Annotated in this window: 20 protein-coding genes; 17 read left to right on the top strand and 3 right to left on the bottom strand. The window is 66.1% G+C overall.

Annotated features, from left to right (window positions below):
* Positions 1–16: 16 nt before the first annotated feature.
* Positions 17–1,084, bottom strand: a complete 1,068-nt coding sequence (locus G332_RS0106410; RefSeq protein ID WP_026340667.1) for an agmatine/peptidylarginine deiminase — start codon at positions 1,082–1,084, stop codon at positions 17–19.
* A gap of 11 nt (positions 1,085–1,095) precedes the next feature.
* Positions 1,096–1,362 carry a hypothetical protein gene (locus G332_RS0106415; RefSeq protein WP_156000787.1) on the bottom strand — a complete coding sequence of 89 codons (267 nt, stop codon included), beginning with the start codon at positions 1,360–1,362 and terminating at the stop codon, positions 1,096–1,098.
* A gap of 253 nt (positions 1,363–1,615) precedes the next feature.
* Between G332_RS0106415 and G332_RS0106420 the strand changes: the two genes are divergently transcribed.
* Positions 1,616–2,869: a lipoprotein-releasing ABC transporter permease subunit gene (locus G332_RS0106420; RefSeq protein ID WP_019626179.1), complete on the top strand. Its 1,254-nt coding sequence runs from the start codon at positions 1,616–1,618 to the stop codon at positions 2,867–2,869.
* A complete protein-coding gene (locus G332_RS0106425; protein WP_026340668.1) occupies positions 2,862–3,584 on the top strand; it encodes an ABC transporter ATP-binding protein in 723 nt (240 codons plus the stop codon). The genes G332_RS0106420 and G332_RS0106425 overlap by 8 nt, the downstream gene beginning before the upstream one ends.
* Before the next feature lie 70 nt (positions 3,585–3,654).
* Here the strand turns inward: G332_RS0106425 and G332_RS0106430 are convergent, their stop codons facing one another.
* Entirely contained in the window at positions 3,655–4,257 is a 603-nt protein-coding gene (locus tag G332_RS0106430; protein WP_019626181.1) for a DUF2062 domain-containing protein, read from the bottom strand.
* 134 nt (positions 4,258–4,391) lie between these two features.
* Between G332_RS0106430 and G332_RS0106435 the strand changes: the two genes are divergently transcribed.
* From G332_RS0106435 to pyrF, 15 genes are all read left to right on the top strand, one after another.
* Complete coding sequence (locus tag G332_RS0106435) at positions 4,392–6,749, top strand: DNA internalization-related competence protein ComEC/Rec2 (protein ID WP_019626182.1); 2,358 nt, start codon at positions 4,392–4,394, stop codon at positions 6,747–6,749.
* Positions 6,750–6,833: 84 nt separating this feature from the next.
* Positions 6,834–7,880 carry an S-methyl-5-thioribose-1-phosphate isomerase gene (gene mtnA, locus G332_RS0106440; protein WP_019626183.1) on the top strand — a complete coding sequence of 349 codons (1,047 nt, stop codon included), beginning with the start codon at positions 6,834–6,836 and terminating at the stop codon, positions 7,878–7,880.
* 152 nt (positions 7,881–8,032) lie between these two features.
* On the top strand, positions 8,033–10,642 hold the full coding sequence (gyrA, locus tag G332_RS0106445) for a DNA gyrase subunit A (protein ID WP_019626184.1): 2,610 nt from the start codon (positions 8,033–8,035) through the stop codon (positions 10,640–10,642).
* On the top strand, positions 10,639–11,718 hold the full coding sequence (serC, locus tag G332_RS0106450) for a 3-phosphoserine/phosphohydroxythreonine transaminase (protein ID WP_026340670.1): 1,080 nt from the start codon (positions 10,639–10,641) through the stop codon (positions 11,716–11,718). The genes gyrA and serC overlap by 4 nt, the downstream gene beginning before the upstream one ends.
* A 37-nt stretch (positions 11,719–11,755) precedes the next feature.
* The gene (locus G332_RS0106455) at positions 11,756–12,919 is read left to right on the top strand and encodes a phosphoglycerate dehydrogenase (RefSeq protein WP_019626186.1); all 1,164 of its coding nucleotides are present in this window, start codon (positions 11,756–11,758) and stop codon (positions 12,917–12,919) included.
* A 3-nt stretch (positions 12,920–12,922) separates the two neighbouring features.
* Positions 12,923–14,038 carry a prephenate dehydratase gene (gene pheA / locus G332_RS0106460; protein ID WP_019626187.1) on the top strand — a complete coding sequence of 372 codons (1,116 nt, stop codon included), beginning with the start codon at positions 12,923–12,925 and terminating at the stop codon, positions 14,036–14,038.
* Between the two features lie 33 nt (positions 14,039–14,071).
* Positions 14,072–15,229: a histidinol-phosphate transaminase gene (hisC, locus tag G332_RS0106465; RefSeq protein WP_026340671.1), complete on the top strand. Its 1,158-nt coding sequence runs from the start codon at positions 14,072–14,074 to the stop codon at positions 15,227–15,229.
* On the top strand, positions 15,226–16,107 hold the full coding sequence (locus tag G332_RS0106470) for a prephenate dehydrogenase/arogenate dehydrogenase family protein (RefSeq protein WP_019626189.1): 882 nt from the start codon (positions 15,226–15,228) through the stop codon (positions 16,105–16,107). The genes hisC and G332_RS0106470 overlap by 4 nt, the downstream gene beginning before the upstream one ends.
* Positions 16,108–16,113: 6 nt before the next feature.
* Complete coding sequence (aroA, locus tag G332_RS0106475) at positions 16,114–17,418, top strand: 3-phosphoshikimate 1-carboxyvinyltransferase (RefSeq protein ID WP_019626190.1); 1,305 nt, start codon at positions 16,114–16,116, stop codon at positions 17,416–17,418.
* Positions 17,415–18,122, top strand: a complete 708-nt coding sequence (cmk, locus tag G332_RS0106480; RefSeq protein ID WP_019626191.1) for a (d)CMP kinase — start codon at positions 17,415–17,417, stop codon at positions 18,120–18,122. Before aroA ends, cmk begins: the two co-directional genes overlap by 4 nt.
* Before the next feature lie 85 nt (positions 18,123–18,207).
* On the top strand, positions 18,208–19,878 hold the full coding sequence (gene rpsA, locus G332_RS0106485; protein ID WP_019626192.1) for a 30S ribosomal protein S1: 1,671 nt from the start codon (positions 18,208–18,210) through the stop codon (positions 19,876–19,878).
* A 92-nt stretch (positions 19,879–19,970) separates the two neighbouring features.
* Positions 19,971–20,267 carry an integration host factor subunit beta gene (locus G332_RS0106490; RefSeq protein ID WP_019626193.1) on the top strand — a complete coding sequence of 99 codons (297 nt, stop codon included), beginning with the start codon at positions 19,971–19,973 and terminating at the stop codon, positions 20,265–20,267.
* 9 nt (positions 20,268–20,276) lie between these two features.
* The gene (locus tag G332_RS0106495) at positions 20,277–20,594 is read left to right on the top strand and encodes a lipopolysaccharide assembly protein LapA domain-containing protein (RefSeq protein WP_019626194.1); all 318 of its coding nucleotides are present in this window, start codon (positions 20,277–20,279) and stop codon (positions 20,592–20,594) included.
* 66 nt (positions 20,595–20,660) lie between these two features.
* Positions 20,661–21,893: a tetratricopeptide repeat protein gene (locus G332_RS0106500; protein WP_019626195.1), complete on the top strand. Its 1,233-nt coding sequence runs from the start codon at positions 20,661–20,663 to the stop codon at positions 21,891–21,893.
* Positions 21,890–22,612, top strand: a complete 723-nt coding sequence (gene pyrF, locus G332_RS0106505) for an orotidine-5'-phosphate decarboxylase (RefSeq protein WP_026340672.1) — start codon at positions 21,890–21,892, stop codon at positions 22,610–22,612. The genes G332_RS0106500 and pyrF overlap by 4 nt, the downstream gene beginning before the upstream one ends.
* Positions 22,613–22,687 lie beyond the last annotated feature (75 nt).

The following is a 22,687-nucleotide window of genomic DNA, read 5'->3' on the forward strand; positions in this document are numbered from 1 at the left end:
GGCTCGGTGGGGGCACTTATTCCTGTGGGATGCCGAGGGCGGCGGCCGGGTATTGCATGGTCAGGCAGTGCAGGCTGCCGCCCTGACGGATAATCGGGCGACAGTCGATGGTCACGATATCGCGCCCGGGAAAGGCCGTCGCCAGGCGTTTGCGGGCAACGGCATCGGCCGGGTCGCCATAGACCGGCAGCAGTACCGCACCGTTGATGATCAGAAAATTGGCATAGGTCGCGGCAAGGCGCCGGTCGTCCTCGATGATCGCGCTTGGCCAGGGCAGCGGGATCAGCCGGTAGGGTTCGCCGTCGCGCTGGCGCAGGGCCTGCAGCTCGGCCTCCATGGCCTGCAGCTCCGCGTAGTGGGGGTCCTGCGGGTCGTCACAGCGCACATATGCGATCGTATCCGGCGCGCAGAAGCGCGCCAGGGTGTCGATATGGGCATCGGTGTCGTCGCCTTCCAGCTGGCCGTGCTCCAGCCAGAGGATGCGGCGCGCGCCCAGATGCTGCGCCAGGCGCCTTTCGATCGCGGCACGGTCCAGTGTCGGATTGCGGGTCGGGGTCAGCAGGCAGCGACGGGTGGTTAGCAGGGTGCCGGCGCCGTCCGACTCGATCGAGCCGCCTTCCAGGACCATGTCGATCGGTTCCGGCACGCAGGCACCGAAGACGCCCTGACTGGCCAGTGTCCGGGTGATCGCGTTGTCCAGTTCGGCGGGATACTTGCCACCCCAGCCGTTGAAGACGAAGTCGAGCAGGCGCGGTTGCCCCTCCTCCAGTACAGTGATCGCGGCATGGTCACGGGCCCAGCTGTCGTTGCTGGGGGCGAGCGCGAACCACAGCCGGTCAGGCTGGATCGCGGTCTCGCTCAGAAAGCCGGAGATCTCCTCGATGTGCTCGGGGTCGCGCGCAACAATGATCACCGGCTGGTAGCGGCTGATGCCCGCGGCGATCGTGGCCAGGACCGGATGCACCTGGTCCAGGGTAGCGGCCCAGTCGGTCTGGTCATGCGGCCAGGTCAGCTGGACCGCACCCTGCGGTTCCCATTCCGCGGGCAGCCGCCTGCGGGCCGGGGCGGGTTCCCCATTGCTCATGGACGCCTGGTTCATGGACGCTCGGGGCGGGATTCGCCGCGAACGGCGCTGTGCAGGACGAATTCACCCTCGAAAACCACCGAAAATCCGGCATAGTCCCAGCGTGTGATGGGCGGATCCCCGACCGTGGCATGGCGTTTCTCGGGCTCGCCATGATCGCGAAGCACCGCGGTTTGCGTCTGGCCGCGCGCGGGGAGGCCTTCTTTCTGCTGCACGGTGAAACCCCCGTCGGGGGTGCGCAGGATATCGGCCGAGGCGGTGGCGGCGACGCCGCCCATCAGGATCACGGCCAGTGCCCAGCCAGTCGGGGCCGAAAGGCCGCGCGCCCGGTGCGGACGGGTCTTCGGGTTGGGGTTCGAAATGGGGTATTTCCCTGGCATCACCGGCTCTCCGTTTGCGGCATCTCTCCACGGCATGCCCACCATGGTAGCGCCAACGGTAACGGCCTGCCTCCCCGGCGCGGGTTCCGGCGCAGAGTGGCGGGGGCTCGCGGGGATAGGCGGGGCCGGGGATCTCTGGCATGATTTCGTAATGTTCCGCCCCCTGACTCTCGCCATCGGCCTGCGCTATACGCGGGCCAAGCGGCGCAATCACTTCATTTCGTTCATCTCGGTGGTCTCCATCATCGGGCTGGCCCTGGGCGTGATGGCGTTGATCACCGTGCTGTCGGTAATGAATGGCTTCGAGCGCGAACTGCGCGAGCGCATCCTCGGCATGGCGTCGCACGCGACCATTCAGGGTGTCAACGGCGGGCTGCAGGACTGGGAGCGTCTGCAGCGCGAGGCGCCCGGGCTCGATGACCGCGTCGTGGCGGCGGCACCCTATGTTCAGGGTGAGGCGATGTTCAGTGCCCGCGGCAATATCTCCGGGGCCATCGTGCGTGGCGTGCAGCCGGAGGCCGAGGAACGGGTCGCGCGGATCGGCGAACACATGCTGCATGGCGGCGAGCTTGGCAGCCTGGAGGCAGGCGGTTACCGGGTGGTGCTGGGCCGCGAGCTGGCGGCCGAGCTGCGGGTGCGAGTGGGGGATTCGATCATCCTGATGGCGCCCCAGGCGTCGGTCTCGCCGGCCGGGGTGATGCCGCGCATGCGGCGTTTCGAGGTCTCCGGGCTGTTCGAGGTCGGCATGTACGAATATGACCGTGGCACTGCGTTCATCCACCTCGAGGATGCCCGGGCGGTGTTCCAGACCGGGGAACAGGTCACGGGCCTGCGTCTGCGGCTGACCGACATGATGCAGGCCGGGGTGGTGGCGCGCGATGTCGCAGCGCAGCTGGACGGGTTGTTCCGGGTGTCCGACTGGACGCGCCAGCACGCGAACCTGTTCCGCGCTATCCAGATGGAAAAGATGGTGATGTTCATCATTCTCTCGCTGATCGTCGCGGTGGCTGCATTCAACATCGTGTCGACCCTGATCATGCTGGTGACAGACAAACAGGGCGATATCGCGATTCTGCGGACCCTGGGATTGTCTCCTGGCGGCATCATGATCATCTTCATGGTGCAGGGCGTGGTCATTGGTACCATCGGCATCTTGATCGGCACGCTGGCCGGCGTCGCGCTGGCCACCCATATCGACGTGGTAGTGCCGTTCATCGAGCGGGTCTCCGGGGTCGAATTTCTGTCAGCGGATGTTTATTACATCAGTGACTTGCCGTCTGAACTTAAACTTTCGGATGTGTTTCGTGTCGGCATCCTCGGTTTCCTTCTGACCGTAGTGGCAACCCTGTTCCCGGCCTGGCGCGCCGCGCGTACCCAGCCGGCGGAGGCCCTGCGCTATGACTGATCCGGATACTCCGGTGCTGGAGGCGCGCGGCCTCGAACGGCGGTTCCGCGACGGTCGGCTGGACGTGGCCGTGCTCAGCGGGGTCGATTTCGTGCTGCAGCCTGGCGATCAGACCGCGATCATCGGGGCCTCGGGCAGCGGCAAGAGCACGCTGCTGCACCTGCTGGGCGGGCTGGATCGACCGACGGCGGGCGAGGTGCGATTGCTCGGTACGAACTGGACCCGGATGAGCGAGGCCCGCCGCGGACAGCTGCGCAATCAGCATCTCGGGTTCGTGTACCAGTTTCATCACTTGTTGCCTGAGCTGACCGCAGCGGAGAACGTGGCACTGCCGCTGCTGATCCGCCGCATGACGGGCCGCAAGGCGCGGGAAGAAGCGCAGCACTGGCTGGATCAGGTGGATCTGGGCCATCGCCTGAATCACAAGCCGGCGGAGCTGTCCGGCGGTGAACGTCAGCGGGTTGCCATTGCCCGGGCTCTGGTCACGCGCCCGTCGGCTATCCTGGCGGACGAGCCGACCGGCAACCTGGACCAGGAACGCGCCGCCCAGGTGTTCGAGCTGCTGCGGGCGATGAATCGCTCCACCGGAACGGCCCTGGCGCTGGTGACCCATGACATCTCGCTGGCCCGCGAGCTGGATCGATCGGTGCAGCTGGTCAAGGGGCATCTCCAGCAGTCCTCACTCGAGGCCGTCAGCCGCGTACCGGAATCGTAGCCAGCACCACCACTCCGGGAAACCCTTCGGGGTGCATGCCCCCCGGATCCCGGGTTTCCGGCCGGGGGTCTCAGCGCGGCCGCTGGTCGCCGTCCCCGGGGCTCTGGTCCGACTTCCTGGCAGTGGCCTCACGCTCGCGTTCCGCTGTTTCCTTGCGCAGGCGCCGCAGATAGCGACGGCTGCGTACCCGCTGCACCACGTTGAGCCGCCACAGGAAGCGCACCAGCAGATAACCGGACAGGCTGGCGGCGGCCCCGAGCAGAACGCTCCCCAGTAGCAGCGGTTGCCAGATGGTCAGCAGCTCGGTGGTGAACCACTCCCAGCTCCAGTCGAGGTGAATATCGCGGCGCGGCTCGTCGAGCAGCTTGCGCCCGAGCGTGTACGCCGTATACAACATGGGTGGCATGGTGATTGGGTTCGAGATCCAGACCAGAATCACCGATATCGGCAGATTCACGCGGACCAGCAGGGCCACAGCGGCCGCGATGAGCATCTGCATGGGCAGTGGCAGGAAGGCCACGAACAGCCCGACGGCAAACGCACCAGCCACGGAGCGGCGGTTCAAATGCCACAGATCCGGCGACCCCAGGCGCGGCCCCAGCGGCGACAGTGCCTTGTGCCTGCGCATGTGCTCCATGCCGGGGAACAATTTCTTGATGATGTGTCTGGCCATGATCCGGGTGGTCGAGCCTGCCTGAGGTTCGGGGTCTCCGCGCCGTTCGATCCTCTTATTGTCGCTGATTGTGCCGGCCTGTTGGGGGCCTCGAGTGCGCGCCGTGTGCGCGCGCCTCATAGGCGGTATCGATCGTGATCGGGTTCACACTGGGGCTGCTGGTCACGGCGTGGTGGCTGCATCGCCTTCCGGAGCCGCTGGGGCTGTCCACGGGTGGGGTGCTGGCCGTTGCCGGTCTCATGCTGGCCGCGGTGGTGGCCCGTAGCGTTCTGAGTGGCCGCGCGCATCCGGTGCTGACGGTGATCATCGGGGCGGCCGTAGCCTGGGTGGTCGTCACCGCAAGTGCCAGCCAGTGGCTGCAGCATGCGCTGGACCCGGCGCTCGCGGGCGAGGAGGTCACCGTGCGGGCGACCGTTACCAGCTTGCCGGATCACGACGAGGAGCGCAGCCGTTTTCGCGTCACCGTGGACGCGGTGGAGGCAGGCCCGGAGGCCTTTCGGGCGCGCGAGCTGCTTGTGGCGGTGTACCCGGGACGCCCGGAGCTGGGCTCCGGCAGCCACGGCCGCATGACCCTGCGCCTGCGGCCGGCGGCGGGGCCGTCGAACCCCGGCGGATTCGATCGCGCCGGATGGTACTTCCGCGAGGGTTTGCACGGCTCCGCGACCCTGCAGGACTTCGAGCTGATCCCCGGAGCACGGCCGCAAGACTGGAGTGCGGTGGCCCGCGCCGGGCTGCATGGAAGCCGCGAAGCGCTGCGCGCCCGCCTCGAGGAGGCAGCCCCCGACTTGCGCCATCCGGGCCTGGTGCAGGCGTTGATTATCGGGGACCGGCAGGCGATGACGGCGTGGGAGTGGCAGGCATTCCTGCGTACCGGTACCAACCACCTGATGGCCATTTCGGGGCTCCATGTGGGACTGGTCGCCGGTTTCTCCGCGCTCCTGGCCCGAGTCCTTTGGGCATGGCTTCCGGCGCTGCGCCAGCGGGCGCGCAAGGCGATCGTGATGGGTGTCGTGGGACTGGCGGGCGCCGCGCTGTATGCGGCCCTGGCCGGTTTCAGTATCCCGACTCAGCGGGCATTGATCATGCTGGCCGCCTTTATGGTGGCGATCTGGTGGCGCCGCGGCCCAGTGGCCTGGCGCGGCCTGATGCTGGCCGCGGTCGCTGTAGTGCTGTGGCAACCCGGCAGTGTGCTGGCCCCCGGTTTCTGGTTTTCGTTTGGTGCGGTCGCGGTGATCCTGCTCCTGTTGCACGGACGTGGCGGGAAGCCGGGCTGGCGGGAGGCGGGTGCGATCCAGGTGCTGCTGGCCCTCGCGATGCTGCCGTTGAGCCTGGCCTGGTTCCAGCTTGGCTCCTGGGTGGCCCCGGTCGCCAATCTGGTGGCGGTGCCGGTGATCAGTCTGCTGGTGTTGCCCTTGCTGTTGCTGGGGGCCGGCATGGCAGTCCTGTGGGCACCGCTGGGGCGACCGTTCCTGCATGCCGGCGACGAATTGCTGGCGATCCTGGTGCGCCTCCTGGTCGAGCTATCCCGGATCCCGGTGCTGGTGGACGAGCGTCAGGTGCCCGTGGCGGCGACCCTGCTGGGCGGGGTTGCCGTGCTGCTGGCCCTGCTGCCGCATCTGCGCAGCGTGCTCCCCTGGGTGCTGCTGGCCGGCCTGGCCCTGGTGCTGCCGTTGCGCCCGGGCATCGATCACGGAGCGATGCGGGTGCACTTGCTGGACGCAGGTAATGGGCAGTCGGTCCTGGTGCAGACCCGGCACCATACGTTGTTGTACGACGCCGGTTTCGGTCGTGCGGGCGGCTACAGCGCCGGCGAGCGGGTGGTGGCGCCAGCCCTGCGTCGACTGGGAGTACGGTCCGTCGACCGCATGCTGTTGAGTCACGAACATGCGGCGCATGCGGGCGGGGCGGCCGGAGTGCAGGCAGTCCTGCCGGTGGCGGAGGTTCTGCGTCGCCGCCCGCAGCACCCGGACGAGCAGCCCTGTCAGGCCGGCCAGACCTGGCGCTGGGATGGTGTGCGTTTTGAGGTGCTGCACCCGCCGGTGGGCTGGGATGACACGGCCTCGGCCTCCTGTGTACTGGCCGTGACATCGGCCGGGGGGGTGCGTCTGCTGCTGACCGGGGGGCTGGGCGGACTTGGCGAGGCGGTGTTCATGCGCGGGCCGCGCGCGCAGCGCCAGGCCGATCTCCTGGTGCTGCCGCGCGCGGCGGGTGCGTCCAGTCTTTCGCGGGGCTGGCTGGAGGAGACCCCGCCGGCCCTGGCGTGGGCGAGTACGGATACCGGCGGGCGCGGGCTGGATGATGCGGTGCGCGAGCGTCTGGCTCGGGCCTGCGTGCCGTTGCAGGAGACCGGGGTGCTCGGAGCGCTGCGTCTGGACGCGAAGGATACGCTGCAGGTCGGCCCCGGGTATCGGGCGCGGCGCCCCCGGGTCTGGCGTCCGGCACCGGCCGCTGACCTGAAAACGCCACCGGACTGTACGCCGGCGGACGGCTAGCCCCATCCGCGAGAATGCGGGGCGAGGCAGCCGGGGTGCTAACGCGAGCGTGTGCATTGATCAGTGTTTCCTTAGAATGGTCGGATGCGCCAGGAACACTCCGATACCATTCGTCCCATCCACTTTGCCGATGGTCGCCTGCAGCTTCTGGATCAGCGGCGGTTGCCACGGGAGACCCTGTGGCAGTCCTACGATGCGGCGCCAGCGGTGGCGGAGGCCATTCGCGCAATGGTCGTTCGCGGGGCGCCGGCGATCGGGATCACGGCGGGCTTCGGGGTGGTCCTGGCCTGCCAGAATGCGCTGGGGCAGGCGGACTGGCGCGAACGCATTGCGGCGGATATCGAAACCCTGCGGGCCGCGCGGCCGACCGCGGTGAATCTGTTCTGGGCCCTGGACCGCATGCAGGGGGTGATGTCGGGGTGCACCGATGCGGAGAGTGCCCTGGCGGCCGCGGAGGGCAGCGCTCGAGCGATGCTGGAGGCGGATATTGCCGGCAACCGCCGGCTCGGGGCCCTGGGCGCCGAGCGGATCGCCGCGGGGAGCGGTGTATTGACGCACTGCAACACCGGTTCGCTGGCAACCGGCGGGTACGGTACGGCGCTCGGCGTGATCCGGGCGGCCTGGGATGCGGGCCGGATTCGCGAGGTGTTCGCGGACGAGACCCGGCCCTGGCTGCAGGGCAGCCGTCTCACCGCCTGGGAGCTGGTACACGACGGCATCCCGGTGCAGCTGTTGTGCGAGGGGGCGGCCGCCAGCCTGTTGCGATCCGGACGTGTGGGCTGGGTCATCGTCGGGGCCGACCGCATTGCCGCCAACGGGGATACCGCCAACAAGATTGGCACCTATGGGCTGGCGCTGCTGGCGCGCGCCCACGGCGTGCGTTTCATGGTCGCGGCGCCGGTGGCGACCATCGACTTTGCGATGACGGACGGCACGGGCATCCCCATCGAGCAGCGCGGTGAGGAGGAGGTGCTGGAACTGGGCGGTACACGGGTGGCCGCCGCAGGGGCGCATGCCTTCAATCCGGCGTTTGATGTGACCCCGGCGAATCTGATTGATGCGATCGTCACCGAACGCGGCGTCGTCGAAGCGCCGACGCGGGAACGACTGGCGACGCTACGTGAAGCGTAATCCGGCGCTGACAGCCGGGCAAATACGGAGGCAACGCCCCCGCGAGTGTGCTGAGAGCTTCGGAGAACCGTTTTAAGGGCGAAATCCCCCCGCCCCACGGAACCCCCTGTGCTATGATCGCGGGCTTGTTCAGACGGACGGCGTAACCCTCGATGGCGGAATTTGCCAAGGAAATCTTCCCGGTTAATCTCGAAGACGAGATGCAGCAGTCCTACCTCGATTACGCAATGAGCGTGATCGTGGGCCGGGCCCTCCCCGATGTCCGTGACGGCCTCAAGCCGGTCCATCGCCGCGTGCTCTACGCGATGCGTGAGCTGGGCAACGACTACAACAAGCCCTACAAGAAGTCGGCGCGCGTGGTTGGTGACGTGATCGGTAAGTACCACCCGCATGGCGATTCCGCCGTCTACGATGCCATCGTGCGCATGGCTCAGCCGTTTTCAATGCGCTACATGCTCGCCGACGGGCAGGGCAACTTCGGCTCCATTGACGGCGATTCCCCGGCGGCCATGCGGTACACCGAGGTGCGCATGGCGCGCATCGCGGCCGAGCTGCTGGCCGACATCGACAAGGAAACCGTCGACTTTATCGACAACTACGACGGCTCCGAGACCGAGCCGGCGGTGCTGCCGAGCAAGTTCCCGAACCTGCTGGTCAACGGCTCCGCCGGGATCGCGGTGGGGATGGCCACCAACATCCCGCCGCACAACCTGAGCGAGGTGATCAACGCCTGTGTGGCGCTGATCGACGATCCCGAGATCTCCATCGATGGCCTGATGGAACACCTGCCGGGTCCGGACTTCCCGACGGCCGGCATCATCAACGGCATCGAGGGCGTGCGCGAGGCGTACCGCACCGGCCGCGGCCGGGTGCTGATTCGGGCGCGTTCGCATGTCGAAGATCTGGAAGGCGGGCAACGCCAGGCGATCGTGGTTACCGAACTGCCGTATCAGGTCAACAAGGCCCGCCTGACCGAGAAGATCGCGGAGCTGGTCAAGGAAAAGCGCATCGAGGGCGTCTCGGAGCTGCGTGACGAGTCGGACAAGGACGGCATGCGCCTGGTCATCGAGCTCAAGCGCGGCGAGATGGCCGAGGTGGTCCTGAACCACCTGTACATGCATACGCAGATGCAGAACGTCTTCGGTATCAACATTGTCGCCCTGGTGGACGGGCAGCCGAAGGTGCTGGATCTGCGCCAGGTGCTGGAGGCCTTCCTGCGCCACCGCCGCGAGGTGGTGACCCGCCGGACCATCTTTGACCTGCGCAAGGCACGCGAGCGCGCCCATGTGCTGGAGGGCCTGGCGATCGCTCTGGCCAACATCGACCCGGTCATCGAGCTGATCCGTGCCGCCCCCAATCCGGCCGAGGCCAAGGCGGGTCTGCTGGCGCGCAGCTGGCCGCTAGGGGTGGTCAGCGGCATGCTGGATCGGGCCGGCGCCAGTGCCTCGCGCCCGGAAGACCTGCCTCCGGAATACGGTGTCAGCGACGCCGGTTATCGCCTGTCCGAGACGCAGGCACAGGCGATCCTGGACCTGCGGCTGCACCGCCTGACCGGGCTTGAGCAGGACAAGATCCTCGACGAATACCGCGAGCTGCTGGAACGGATCGACGACCTCCTGGATATCCTCGGGTCCGGCGAGCGTCTGCAACTGGAGATCCGCAACGAGCTGCTGGCCGTGGCCGAACAGTTCGGCGACGAACGCCGCAGCGAGATCCGTGAGCGGCAGGCGAACCTGACGCTGGAGGACCTGATCGGCGAGGAAGACGTGGTCGTGACGCTCTCCCATGCCGGTTACGTGAAGTACCAGCCGGTGGCCGATTACCGCGCCCAGCGTCGCGGCGGGCGCGGCAAGGCGGCGACCAGCTTCAAGGAAGAGGACTTCATCGACCGTCTGGTGGTTGCGAACACCCACGACACCATCCTGTGCTTCTCCAGCCGCGGGCGTGTCTACTGGCTCAAGGTCTACGAGTTGCCGCAGGGATCGCGGGCTTCGCGCGGCAAGCCGATCGTGAACCTGCTGCCGCTGGAGTCCGACGAACGGATCAATGCGATCCTCCCGGTGCGCGAATACGATCCGGACCACTACGTGTTCATGGTGACCGCGCAGGGTACGGTGAAGAAGACCCCGCTGACGGATTTCTCGCGCCGGCGCGCCTCCGGCATCATCGCGGTGGACCTGCGCGAGGGCGACCACCTTGTGGATGTCTCGCTTACCGATGGCACGCTGGACGTGATGCTGGTGACGACCGCCGGCAAGGCCGTGCGTTTCCACGAGAGCGACGTGCGCGCGATGGGGCGGACGGCCTGCGGGGTGCGCGGCGTGCGGATGGAGGACGGGCAGCGGGTGATCGCGCTGCTGAATGTGGACACGGGTTCGGCGCTGCTGGCGAGTCGCAATGGCTATGGCAAGCGCACGCGCTTCGACGAGTTCCCGGTGCACCGCCGCGGGGGGCAGGGCGTCATTGCGATCCAGACCGAGGGGCGTAACGGTCCGCTGGTGGGCGCCTCGCGCGTACTGGAAGACGACGAGGTGATGTTGATCACCAACGGCGGCACCCTGGTGCGCACGCCAGTGGAGCAGATCCCGCTGATTGGACGCAATACGCAGGGTGTGCGCCTGATCCGCCTGGACGAGGGCGAGAACCTGGTGGAGCTTGCGCGCGTGGCCCAGTTACAGGGCGAAGACGATCCCGAGAATGCAGACATGAGTGAGGACCCGGACGCCGGTCCCGAATCCAGCGACAACGGAGAACAGGCATGAACCGAGTGATGAACTTCAGCGCCGGGCCGGCGGCCCTGCCGCAGCCGGTGCTGGAACGCGCCAGGGACGAGCTTCTGGACTTCCGCGGGTCCGGGATGTCCGTGATGGAGATGAGCCACCGCGGCAAGCCGTTCATGGCGGTGGCCGAGAAGGCCGAGCAGGATCTGCGCACGTTGCTGTCGATCCCGGATAACTATTCGGTCCTGTTTCTGCAGGGCGGTGCGACCGGGCAGTTCGCGGCCATTCCGCTGAATCTTGGCGGCGGTCGCAGCATGGATTATGTCGATACCGGGGCCTGGTCCGGCAAGGCGATCAAGGAGGCGCAGAAATACGGCTCGGTGAATATCGTCGCCAGCTCGCAGGCCAGCGGCTATGCCTCCATCCCGGAGCGCGCCGGCTGGAACCTGAACCCGGACGCCGCCTACGTGCATTACACCCCAAACGAGACGATTGGCGGGGTGGAGTTCCACGACATCCCGGAGGTGGGGGGCGTGCCGCTGGTCGCGGACATGTCCTCCACCATCCTTTCGCGACCGATCGATGTCTCGAAGTTCGGGGTGATCTATGCCGGGGCGCAGAAGAATATCGGGCCGGCCGGCCTGACCCTGGTGATCGTGCGCAATGACCTCCTGGAGCGCGAAAAGGGGCCGGTCCCGGCGGTGCTGGACTGGGCGTTGCAGAGCAAGAACGACTCCATGTACAACACGCCGCCCACCTTCGGCTGGTACCTGGCCGGGCTGGTGTTCGAATGGCTGCTGGAACAGGGCGGCCTGCAGGCGATGGCCGAGATTAACCAGCGCAAGGCCGGCAAGCTGTACGAATTCATCGACAATTCGGCGTTCTACCGTAATCCGGTGGAGCGTTCGGCGCGCTCCTGGATGAATGTGCCGTTTATCCTGGCGGACGACTCCCTGGACGGGACCTTCCTGAATGAGGCCGATGCGGCCGGGCTGTCCTCGCTCAAGGGGCACCGCTCCGTGGGTGGCATGCGCGCCAGTATCTACAATGCGGTTCCCGAGAGCGCGGTGGATGCGCTGATCGAATTCATGGCGGATTTCGAAAACCGCCACGCTTGATCCCGGGGCAACGCACACACCGGGAAAGGAGGCTGTGATGTACCGGATTCAGACCTATAACAATATCGCGCTGCGGGGGCTGGAACGTTTCCCGCGTGATCGCTACGAGGTTGCGTCTGACATCAATCAGCCAGATGCTCTGATGCTGCGATCCTTCGACCTGCATTCGGTGGATATCCCGGACTCGGTGCTGGCCGTGGGCCGTGCCGGCAGCGGCGTGAACAATATCCCGGTAGCGGCTCTGTCGGAGACCGGGGTCGCGGTATTCAACGCCCCTGGCGCGAACGCCAATGCGGTCAAGGAACTGGTCATTGCCGGCTTGTTGCTGGCGGCGCGCAACCTGCTTCCCGCCGCCGGCTACGTACAGGAGCTGGACCCGTCCAAGGATGACTTCATGTCTGCTGTGGAGCAGGGCAAGAAGAAGTTTACCGGCTTCGAACTGCCCGGGCGTCGTCTGGCAGTGCTGGGCCTGGGGGCGATAGGGGTCGGTGTGGCGAATGCTGCGCGGGCGCTGGGCATGGAGGTCGTCGGGTTCGATCCGAAGGTAACGGTGGAGAACGCCTGGCGACTGGATTCCGGCATCGAGCGCGCCCGCTCGGTGGAGGCGGCGATGGAGGGTGCCGATGCGGTGACGGTGCATGTGCCACTGACAGAAAACACGGCCCGGCTGGTCAATGCACGCAATCTCGCCGGCATGAACCCCGGGGCGATGGTGCTGAACCTGGCCCGCGAGGGCGTGGTGGATGACGATGCCGTGCGCGAAGGTCTGGATAGCGAACGCCTGCATGCCTACATCACGGACTTCCCGGTACGCGGCATGGTGGGGCATCCGCGGGTCATCACCCTGCCGCATCTGGGGGCCTCGACCACGGAGTCGGAGGAGAATTGCGCGGTGATGATCGCCGACCAGCTCCGTGATTACCTGGAAAACGGGAACGTGGTCAACTCCGTGAACCTGCCGACGCTGGTACTGGATCGCAAGGGCGATACCCGCATCGCCATCGTCAATCGTAATTTGCCGGATCGGGTGGGGCGGATCTCGCATACCCTGGGTGAATCCAACATCAACATCCTGCATCTGATGAACGACTCGCGCGGCGATCTCGCCTATACCCTGCTGGATGTGGACGGTCACCCGGACCAGGCGACGCTGGATGCGTTGCACGCGATCGATGGTGTGCTGCGGGCGCGGGTGCTGTAGCTCGTGTCCGGGGATCAGCATGCACAACCGCCGGCCTCCGAGCACGAGGATCTGCCGGGCCTGCGCGAGCGGATTGACCGGCTCGATGCCGAATTGCTGGGCCTGCTGAGTGAGCGTGCTCGCTGCGCCGAGGCCGTCGCACGGGTGAAGCGGCGCCAGGAGGCGAACCCGGTGTTTTATCGCCCCGAGCGCGAGGCTGAGGTCCTGCGCCGGGTGCGTGAACGCAACCCGGGGCCGCTTTCGTCGGAGGCAGTCACGCGCCTGTTCCGCGAGATCATGTCGGAATGCCTGGCGCTGGAACATCCGCTGAATGTGGCCTATCTGGGCCCGGTCGGGACCTTTACCCATCTGGCGGCACGCAAGCACTTCGGACACGCAGTGGAAACCCGGCCGCTGGCATCCATCGATGCCGTGTTCGGGGCGGTAGAGACCGGGCGGGCGCAGTTCGGCGTGGTGCCAATCGAGAACAGCTCCGAGGGCGTGGTTACCCACACCGTCGACTGTTTCATGGATTCCGACCTGCTGATCTGTGGCGAGGTGGTAACGCCGATTCATCATCATCTCCTGACGCAGGCGGAAGACCTGAGCCAAGTCCAGCGCGTGCGGGCCCATGCCCAGGCGCTGGCGCAATGTCGTCAGTGGCTGGACAGCGAATTGCCACATGCCGAGCGTGAGGCGGTCTCCAGCAATGCCCGCGCGGCCGAGATTGCGGCCGGGGACCCGAGCGCCGCGGCGCTGGCCAGCCAGGCAGCGGCCGAACACTACAAGGTGCCGGTGCGTGCCCCCCATGTGGAGGACCGGGCGGATAACACCACGCGGTTCCTGATCATTGGTTCCGGCACGACCGAGCCCAGCGGTGCCGACCGGACCTCGATCATGCTCAGCACGGCGAACCGTCCCGGCTCCCTGTTTTCGCTGCTCAAACCGATTGCGGAGGCAGGTATCAGCCTGACCCGCATCGAGTCGCGGCCTTCGCGCTGCACGCCCTGGAACTACGTGTTTTTCCTCGATCTGGTCGGGCATCAGCAGGACCCGCTGATTCGCGACTGCCTCGAGCAGCTGCGCGCAAGTGCCGACACCGTGAAGGTCCTGGGGAGCTACCCCCAGGCCGCGACCTGACCCGATTATCCGAACGCGTCGAGGTTCCTACCGATGGCAATGAATTCCTCCGTATCCAGTACGGCCGATCCGGTATTCGACCCCGTTGCGCTGGCCGTGGGGGGTGTACAGGGGCTGACTCCGTATCAGCCGGGCAAGCCCGTTGCGGCGCTCGAACGCGAACTGGGGATTCGCCAGGCGATCAAGCTGGCGTCGAATGAAAATCCGCTGGGACCGTCGCCACTGGCGGTGGAGGCGGGAAGGGCGGCGCTGGCCACGGCGCACGTCTACCCCGATGGCAACGGCTTCGAGCTAAAGGCGCGGCTGGCCCAGCAGCATGGTGTGGCGCCGGAACAGATCACGCTGGGCAATGGTTCCAACGAGGTGCTGGAGCTGATCGCGCGTACCTGGCTGGCGCCGGGCCGGGCCGCGGTGTTTTCGGCGCATGCCTTTGCGGTGTATCCCCTGGTTACGCAGGCGGTAGACGCCGAGGCACGGGTCGCGCCCGCGCTGCCGGCCGGTCATGCCACGCAGCCCTATGGCCATGATCTTGCGGCCATGCAGGCACGGGTGGATCAGGATGTGCGCGTGGTGTTCGTGGCAAACCCCAATAATCCGACTGGTACCTGGGTGGACGCAGCGGCGCTGGAGGCCTTTGTAGCGGCAATGCCCGCGACGACGCTGGTGGTGGTGGACGAGGCCTATTTCGAATATGTCGAGACGGCCGACTACCCGGACTGCACGCAGTGGTTGGCGCGCTATCCCAACCTGATCGTGACCCGGACCTTCTCCAAGATCCAGGGCCTGGCGGGGCTGCGGCTGGGCTATGCGGTCAGTTCCGTCGCGGTTGCGGATCTGCTGAACCGGGTCCGGCAGCCGTTCAACGTGAATGCAGTGGCTCAGGCCGCGGGGCTCGCCGCACTGGACGACAGTGCGCATGTGGAAAAATCGGTCGCAACCAATCGCGCGGGGTTGCAGCAGGTGGATGCCGCGCTGCGGGAGATGGGGCTGCGGGTCATCCCCTCGGTGGGCAATTTCATCACCTTCGACACGGGCCGCGAGGCGGGCGCGGTGTATGAGGCGCTGTTGCGGGATGGCGTGATCACGCGACCGGTGGAGAATCACGGATTGCCCGGTCATCTGCGGGTGACCGTGTCGACCCGGGAAGACAATGACCGGTTTTTGCAGGCATTGAAAAAGGCCCTGGCGTGATCGAACGACTGGTCATCTTCGGGGTGGGCCTGATCGGCGGCTCGCTGGCGCTGGCCCTGCGCGAGGCGGGTGCCGTGGACGAGATCGTGGGCTGCTCGCGCAATGCCGACAACCTCCGCGAGGCCGAGCGGCTGGGCGTGATTGATCGCTGGACAACGGATGTAGCGGCCGCGGCGGAGGGTGCCGATATCGGTGTGCTGGCCGTGCCGCTGGGGGCGATGGAACCGCTGGCACGCGACCTGGCGCAGTTCTGGCCCGAGGGCAGTCCGCTGACCGACGTGGGCAGCAGCAAGCAGGCCGTCATCGATGCCGTCGGGGCCGGGTTTGGTCATGTCCCGCGCGAGTTCGTGCCGGGACATCCGATTGCCGGCACCGAGAAGAGCGGCGTGGGCGCGGCCTTTGCCAGTCTGTTCCGCAACCGTCTGGTGATCCTGACGCCTGCGGATGCGACCAACCCGCTGGCCACCGATCGCGTGGCCGCGATGTGGAAGGCCGCCGGCGCGCGGGTCGAATACATGACGCCCGCGCATCACGACCGGGTGCTGGCGGCAACCAGCCATCTGCCGCATGTGTTGGCATTTACCCTGGTGGAGTCGCTGGCGGGGATGAGCGAGCGCGACGAAATCTTCCACTACGCGGCCGGCGGATTTCGCGACTTCACCCGTATCGCCTCCAGCGACCCGGTGGTCTGGCGCGATATCTGTCTGGCGAACCGCCCGGCCATCCTCGATGTGATCGCGCAGTATCAACACGACCTGGAGGCACTCCGGGGCGCGATTGAACGCGGTGACGCCATCACCATCGAGCAGCAATTCGAACATGCCAAGGAAACCCGCGATCGCCTCTGCGATCCCGCGGATGCACAACTGGATACCTGAGACACCATGAATACCTTTACCGTACAGCCTGGCGGGGACCTGTCGGGCCACGTCCGAGTGCCGGGTGACAAGTCCATCTCCCACCGGGCGATCATGCTGGGCGCGCTGGCCGCTGGCGAGACGCGCGTGACCGGCTTCCTCGAGGGGGCCGACTGCCTCGCCACGCTGGAGGCATTTCGTGCGATGGGGGTCGAGATCGAGCGTATGGGTCCCGGGGATGTGCGCATCCACGGGGTGGGGCTGCGCGGCCTGCGGGCGCCGGCAGCACCGCTGGACATGGGCAACTCCGGCACGGCGATGCGCCTGATGTGCGGTGTCCTGGCCGGGCAGGCGTTCGATACCGAACTGGTGGGTGACCGTTCGCTGAGCGTACGGCCGATGCGACGCGTGACCGAGCCGCTGGCGCGGATGGGGGCCCGGATCAGCACCAGCGAGACCGGGACCCCGCCGCTGCGGGTGCAGGGCGGCGCGCCCCTGCATGGCACCGACCACGAACTGCAGGTTGCCAGCGCCCAGGTGAAGTCCGCGCTGCTGCTAGCCGGGCTGTGGGCGGACGGGCGCACCTGCGTTACCGAGCCGGCGCCCACCCGCGACCATACCGAGCGCATGCTGGCCGGATTTGGCTACGGCGTCGAGCGCGACGGGCCGCAGGCGTGCCTGGAGGGCGGTGGGGAGCTGATCGCCAGCCCGGTGGATGTGCCGGCGGATATCTCTTCGGCGGCCTTCTTCCTGGTCGGGGCCTCCATTGCCAGTGGCTCGCGGCTGCGGTTGCAGCACGTGGGCATCAACCCCACCCGCACCGGCGTGATCGACATCCTGCGCCTGATGGGCGCACGCATCGAGGTGCTGGATACGCGGGAGGCCGGTGGCGAACCGGTGGCGGATCTTGAAGTCGAGGCCTCCGAGCTGAAGGGCGTCGTCATTCCCGAAGAACTGGTGCCGCTGGCCATCGACGAGTTTCCCGCGATCTTCGTGGCGGCCGCCTGTGCCTCCGGCGAGACGGTGCTGACCGGCGCGGAGGAGCTGCGGGTCAAGGAGAGTGACCGCATCCAGGTCATGGCGGACGGGCTGGCCGCGCTCGGGATCGAGTGCACCGTCTTGCCCGATGGCATCCGCATCCAGGGGCGCGGCCACTTCGATGGGGGCGAGATCGACAGTCATGGCGATCATCGCATTGCGATGGCGTTTGCGATGGCCGGTCTCCGGGCCCGTGATCCGATCCGTATTCATGACTGTGCCAATGTCGCGACGTCCTTCCCCGGCTTCGTCGAGCTGGCCAGGACGGCCGGCCTGCAGGTGGAGGCCGCATGAGCGCGACGGTTCCGGTCTTGACCATCGACGGGCCCGGGGGCGCCGGCAAGGGCACGGTATGCATGCGCATTGCTGCCGCCATGGGCTGGCATCTTCTGGACAGCGGTGCCCTGTACCGGCTTCTGGGCCTGGCGGCACGCCAGCACGGGGTGGAGCTGGCAGACGAGGGCGCGTTGGTGCGCCTGGCGGCGGGCCTGGATGTGGATTTCGAGGTCAACCGGGATGCCACCGCTGTTACCACGCTGCTGGAGGGTGCCCCGGTGGACCAGTTGCTGCGCACGGAGCAGGCCGGCAGTGATGCCTCGCAAGTGGCGGCCATTCCCGCCGTGCGCGAGGCACTGCTGGAACGCCAGCGCGGCTTTGCGAAGGCCCCAGGTCTGGTCGCCGACGGTCGCGATATGGGCACGGTCGTCTTTCCGCAGGCGGATCTCAAGGTGTTCCTGACGGCGTCACCCGAAGAGCGGGCGCGGCGGCGTTACATGCAGTTGAAGGAACAAGGACTTAGTGCTAACCTCCCCGCCCTTCGGGATGAGATGGAGGCACGCGATCGCCGCGACCGCGAGCGCAGCGTGGCCCCCCTGAAGCCGGCCGAGGATGCCTGGGAACTGGATACGACGGATCTCGACATCGTTGGCGTGGTGGACATGATCCTCGAACGCCTCCGGGACGTACTCCCGGAACCAAGCCCCCGCCCCGCGGAATAAGCCGTCGGAAGCGGGACCATAAACCTCTAGAACTGGTTGCAGGAAGTTTCTGCAAGCATTTGTTAAACCACAGGTTCACAAACCCATGAGTGAAAGTTTCGCGCAACTGCTCGAAGAGAGCATGGCCTACACCCAGATGCAGCCGGGTGCCATCCTCAGTGCCACCGTCATTGAGGTCACCCCGGATGTCGTCATGGTGAACGCCGGGCTGAAGTCCGAGGGGGTCATCCCCACCGAGCAGTTCATGAACGACGAGGGTGAGCTCGAGGTCCAGGTCGGCGATGTCGTCGAAGTGGCCCTCGAAACCCCGGAAGACGGTTTTGGCGAGACGCGCATGTCGCGCGAGAAGGCCAAGCGGGCCAAGGCCTGGGACCGTCTCGAAGGTGCGATGGAAGAAGAGCAGTACGTTACCGGCAAAATCTCCGGCAAGGTCAAGGGCGGCTACACCGTCGAGCTGGGCGATATCCGGGCGTTCCTGCCGGGTTCACTCGTGGATGTCCGTCCGGTGCGCGATACCGCGTATCTGGAAGGCAAGGAGCTGGAATTCAAGCTCATCAAGCTGGATCGCCGCCGCAACAACGTGGTGGTCTCGCGTCGCGCCGTGGTCGAGCAGGAATACAGCGCCGAGCGCGAAGAACTGCTGAAGAACCTGCAGGAAGGTGCTCAGGTCAAGGGTATCGTCAAGAACCTGACCGACTACGGTGCGTTCCTGGATCTGGGCGGCATCGATGGCCTTCTGCATATCACCGACATGGCGTGGAAGCGCGTGAAGCATCCTTCCGATGTTGTTGAAATCGGTCAGGAAGTCGAGGTCAAGGTTCTGAAGTTCGACCGCGAGCGCATGCGTGTGTCCCTGGGCCTCAAGCAGCTGGGCGAGGATCCGTGGGAGAACATTACCCGCCGTTATCCGACCGGCACCCGCATCTTCGGCAAGGTCACCAACATCACCGACTACGGTTGCTTCGTGGAAATCGAAGACGGCGTGGAAGGCCTGGTGCACGTGTCCGAGATGGACTGGACGAACAAGAACGTGAACCCGGGCAAGATGGTCGCGATCGGCGACGAGGTCGAGGTAATGATCCTGGACCTGGACGAAGAGCGCCGCCGTATCTCGCTGGGCATGAAGCAGTGCCAGTCCAACCCGTGGGACGACTTCGCCGCCAACCACAATCGTGGCGAGAAGGTCCGTGGCCAGATCAAGTCGATTACCGACTTCGGCGTGTTCGTCGGCCTGGAAGGCGGCATCGATGGCCTGATCCACCTGTCCGATCTGTCCTGGCACGAAGCCGGCGAAGAAGCCATTCGCAACTTCAAGAAGGGTGACGAGGTCGAGGCCGTGGTGCTGTCCGTGGACCCCGAGCGCGAGCGTATCTCGCTGGGCCTGAAGCAGCTGGATCGCGATCCGTTTGCCAACTTCGTGGCCGAGCACAGCAAGGGCAGCATCGTGTCCGGCACCGTGAAGGAAGTGGACGCCAAGGCGGCTGTGATCGAACTGGCCGATGGCATCGACGGCATCCTGCGTGCCGCCGACATCTCCCAGGATCGAGTGGAAGATGCCAGTACCGTCCTTAAGGTCGGCGAGACCGTCGAGGCGAAGTTCATGGGTGTCGACAAGAAGACCCGCGCCATCAGCCTGTCGATCAAGGCCAAGGATCGTGCTGAAGAGGCCGAAATGGTCTCCGACTACGGCAGCAGCGCGGGCGGTGGTACCACCCTGGGCGACCTGCTTAAGGAACAGATGGACAAGAACGACTAAAGTCCGTTCCGATCCGGCCCACGGCACCAGGGGGTGCCGTGGGTCTTTTTGTTCCGGACAACCCCATAGCCTTTCTTGCTGACGAGTCCCAGATGACCAAATCGGAATTGATCGAGAACCTGGCGCGAAAGTCTCCCCATCTGCCCGCTCGGGACGTCGAGATGTCGGTCAAGGCTTTGCTTGAACGGATGAGTCATGCCCTCGCCAATGGGCAACGCGTGGAAATACGCGGTTTTGGCAGTTTTTCCCTGCACTTCCGGCCACCGCGGCTGGGACGCAACCCGAAGACCGGAGAGAGCGTGGCTCTGCCCGGCAAGCATGTGCCTCATTTCAAACCCGGCAAGGAATTGCGCGAACGGGTAAACGACGCTGTCTCCGACACGAAGTAGGGGGCTTCCATGGACGAGAGGCGCCGGCAGAAGATCCGCAATATCGTGGCGTTTGTCGCGTTGATCCTGATTTCCTCGGCCGTCGGTATTCTCGTTGTCCTCAATGAAGAACTGGCCACGCTGGTGCTGCCTGGCATGGAGCTGGAAGCGCCCCTTGTGGTGCTGCTCGGTGTGTCGGCGCTGGTAGGCGTCCTGCTGGCAACGGTAGTCCTGTGGTTGCGGCTGCGACGGCTGCGCCAGAAGATCACGGCCCTGCGCGAGCAGAACCATGCCCTCAAGGCCGAGGTGGAACAGCTGCGTACCGCACCGATGCGGGATTTCTACTAGCCGCATCACCATGCGGTCTTCCATACCCTTTGCTTCGCTGTCCGTACCCGGGGAGCGTACTCGTCGATGATCAATGACTGGTTCTGGTTGCTGCTCCCCATCGCAGCCGCGAGCGGCTGGTGGCTGGCGCGGTACGGTGTGCAGGAGGACTGCAAGGAGCAGGAGCCCTCGCTGGATCGCTATCTCGAGGGGGTACGGTATCTGCTGGATGACCGCACCGACGATGCCCTGCATGCCTTCATCGAAATGGTGGAGGTGGATCACGAAACCTTTGAAACCCACGTGATTCTGGGGCGCCTGTTTCGCCGCAGGGGCGAGGTGGATCGCGCAATTCGGATTCATCAGAATCTGGTGGCGCGCCCCACTTTGTCGCCCGCACACCGGGCGCAGGCGCTGTGCGAACTGGGCGAAGACTTTCTGATCGCCGGGGTGCTGGATCGTGCGGAGGCGGTCTTCCGCGAGCTGGCGGATTCTCCGCACCAGGCGGTTCCTGCGCTGAAAGGGCTGCGCCAGGTGTACGAGACCCAGCGGGAATGGGAGCGGGCGATCGAGGTGGGTGACCGCCTGAAAGCGCATGGCCTCGCACACGAGGACCAGCGTATTGCGCATTATCACTGCGAACTGGCGCAGATCGCGCTGGCAAAAGGTGACTGGCAGGCCGCCGGTGACCGCGCGGAACGCGCGCAGGCGATGGTGCCCCGGTTGTCGCGGGCGTTGCTGATCCAGTCGGAGATTGCGGCGCGGCGCGGCGCGATCCGCGAAGCCATCACGCTGGGGCGCGATGCGGTCGCACTGACGCCACAACTGGCGCCCCTGCTGGTGCCGCGGCTGGAGTGCCTGCATCAGCAGCTACCGGGGGATAACCGGCTCGCTCAGCTCGAAGAGGTGCTGGACGATCTGGCCCGCAACCTGGGCATTACGATGGCCCGCATCGCCCTGATGCGCCTGTACCGGCGCACGCAGCGTCTGGATGCGGCCCTGGCGGAGCTGGGCATGATCCTGGCGCAGCGTCCGGTCCCGACCTCAGGTCTGCTGGAGGCCGTCCGCTGGATGAAGATTCTGCCCGCAGTTCAGCAGTACAGTACGGAGTTCGCGGCCTTTGAAAAGGCGCTGGCCGACCAACTTGGCAGTCAGCATCTGTATCAGTGCGTAAATTGCGGATATCAGGGGCGGGCGCACGTATGGCAGTGCCCGAGCTGTCGGCGCTGGGATACGCTGCGCGGCCTTGATTTCGACATCGACCAGAGCACGGAGGCGGCCGAAGAGGCGCTCATCCAAGAAGGAACCCCGAAGCCATGAATGCCATTCAAGCAGAACCCGGAACTCGTTTGATCGTTGCGCTCGACTTTGCCGATGCTGATACCGCTCTGGACTTTACGCGTCAGCTCGATCCTGCCCAGTGTGCGGTCAAGGTTGGGTTCGAGTTGTTCGTGGTGGCCGGCCCGGATCTGCTCAGCCGTTTGCATGATCTTGGTTTCCGGGTGTTTCTGGACCTCAAGTTTCACGACATCCCGAATACCGTGGCGGCGGCCTGTCGTGCGGCGGCGCGTACCGGGGTCTGGCTGCTGAACCTGCATGCCAGCGGCGGGCTGGAAATGATGCAGGCTGCACATGCGGCGGTACGGGAGACCAACGACACCACGGCCTTGCTTGCGGTTACGGTGCTGACCTCCAGTAATGCGCGAACGTTGCGCGAGATCGGTGTGCAGCGCGAGCCGGCGGATCAGGTGGGCCTACTGGGCGCTCTGGCGGTTCAGAAAGCGGGCCTGGACGGCCTCGTGTGCTCGGCCCAGGAGGCGAGCATGCTTCGCGAGCGCCTCGGCCCGACACCGCTGCTGGTAACCCCGGGCATTCGCCTGGAGCAGGCTGGAGGGGATGACCAGAAGCGGGTAATGACGCCGGAGCGCGCCATCGCGGCAGGGGCGAGCGCCGTTGTGGTTGGGCGTCCGATTACCCGTGCGCCTGAACCGGCCAGGGCTGTGGAGACGTTTGTGAGGAGACTGGGCAGTCCGCGCTGACGCCAGGGGCTTTTCCCATACGAATAATCCGGCTAGGATACCTTTGGTGCATGGATGCACCATTCGCCAAGTGAA

The sequence above is a fragment of the Thioalkalivibrio sp. ALJT genome (assembly GCF_000381825.1).
In the GTDB taxonomy this organism is placed as follows: Bacteria; Pseudomonadota; Gammaproteobacteria; order Ectothiorhodospirales; family Ectothiorhodospiraceae; genus Thioalkalivibrio.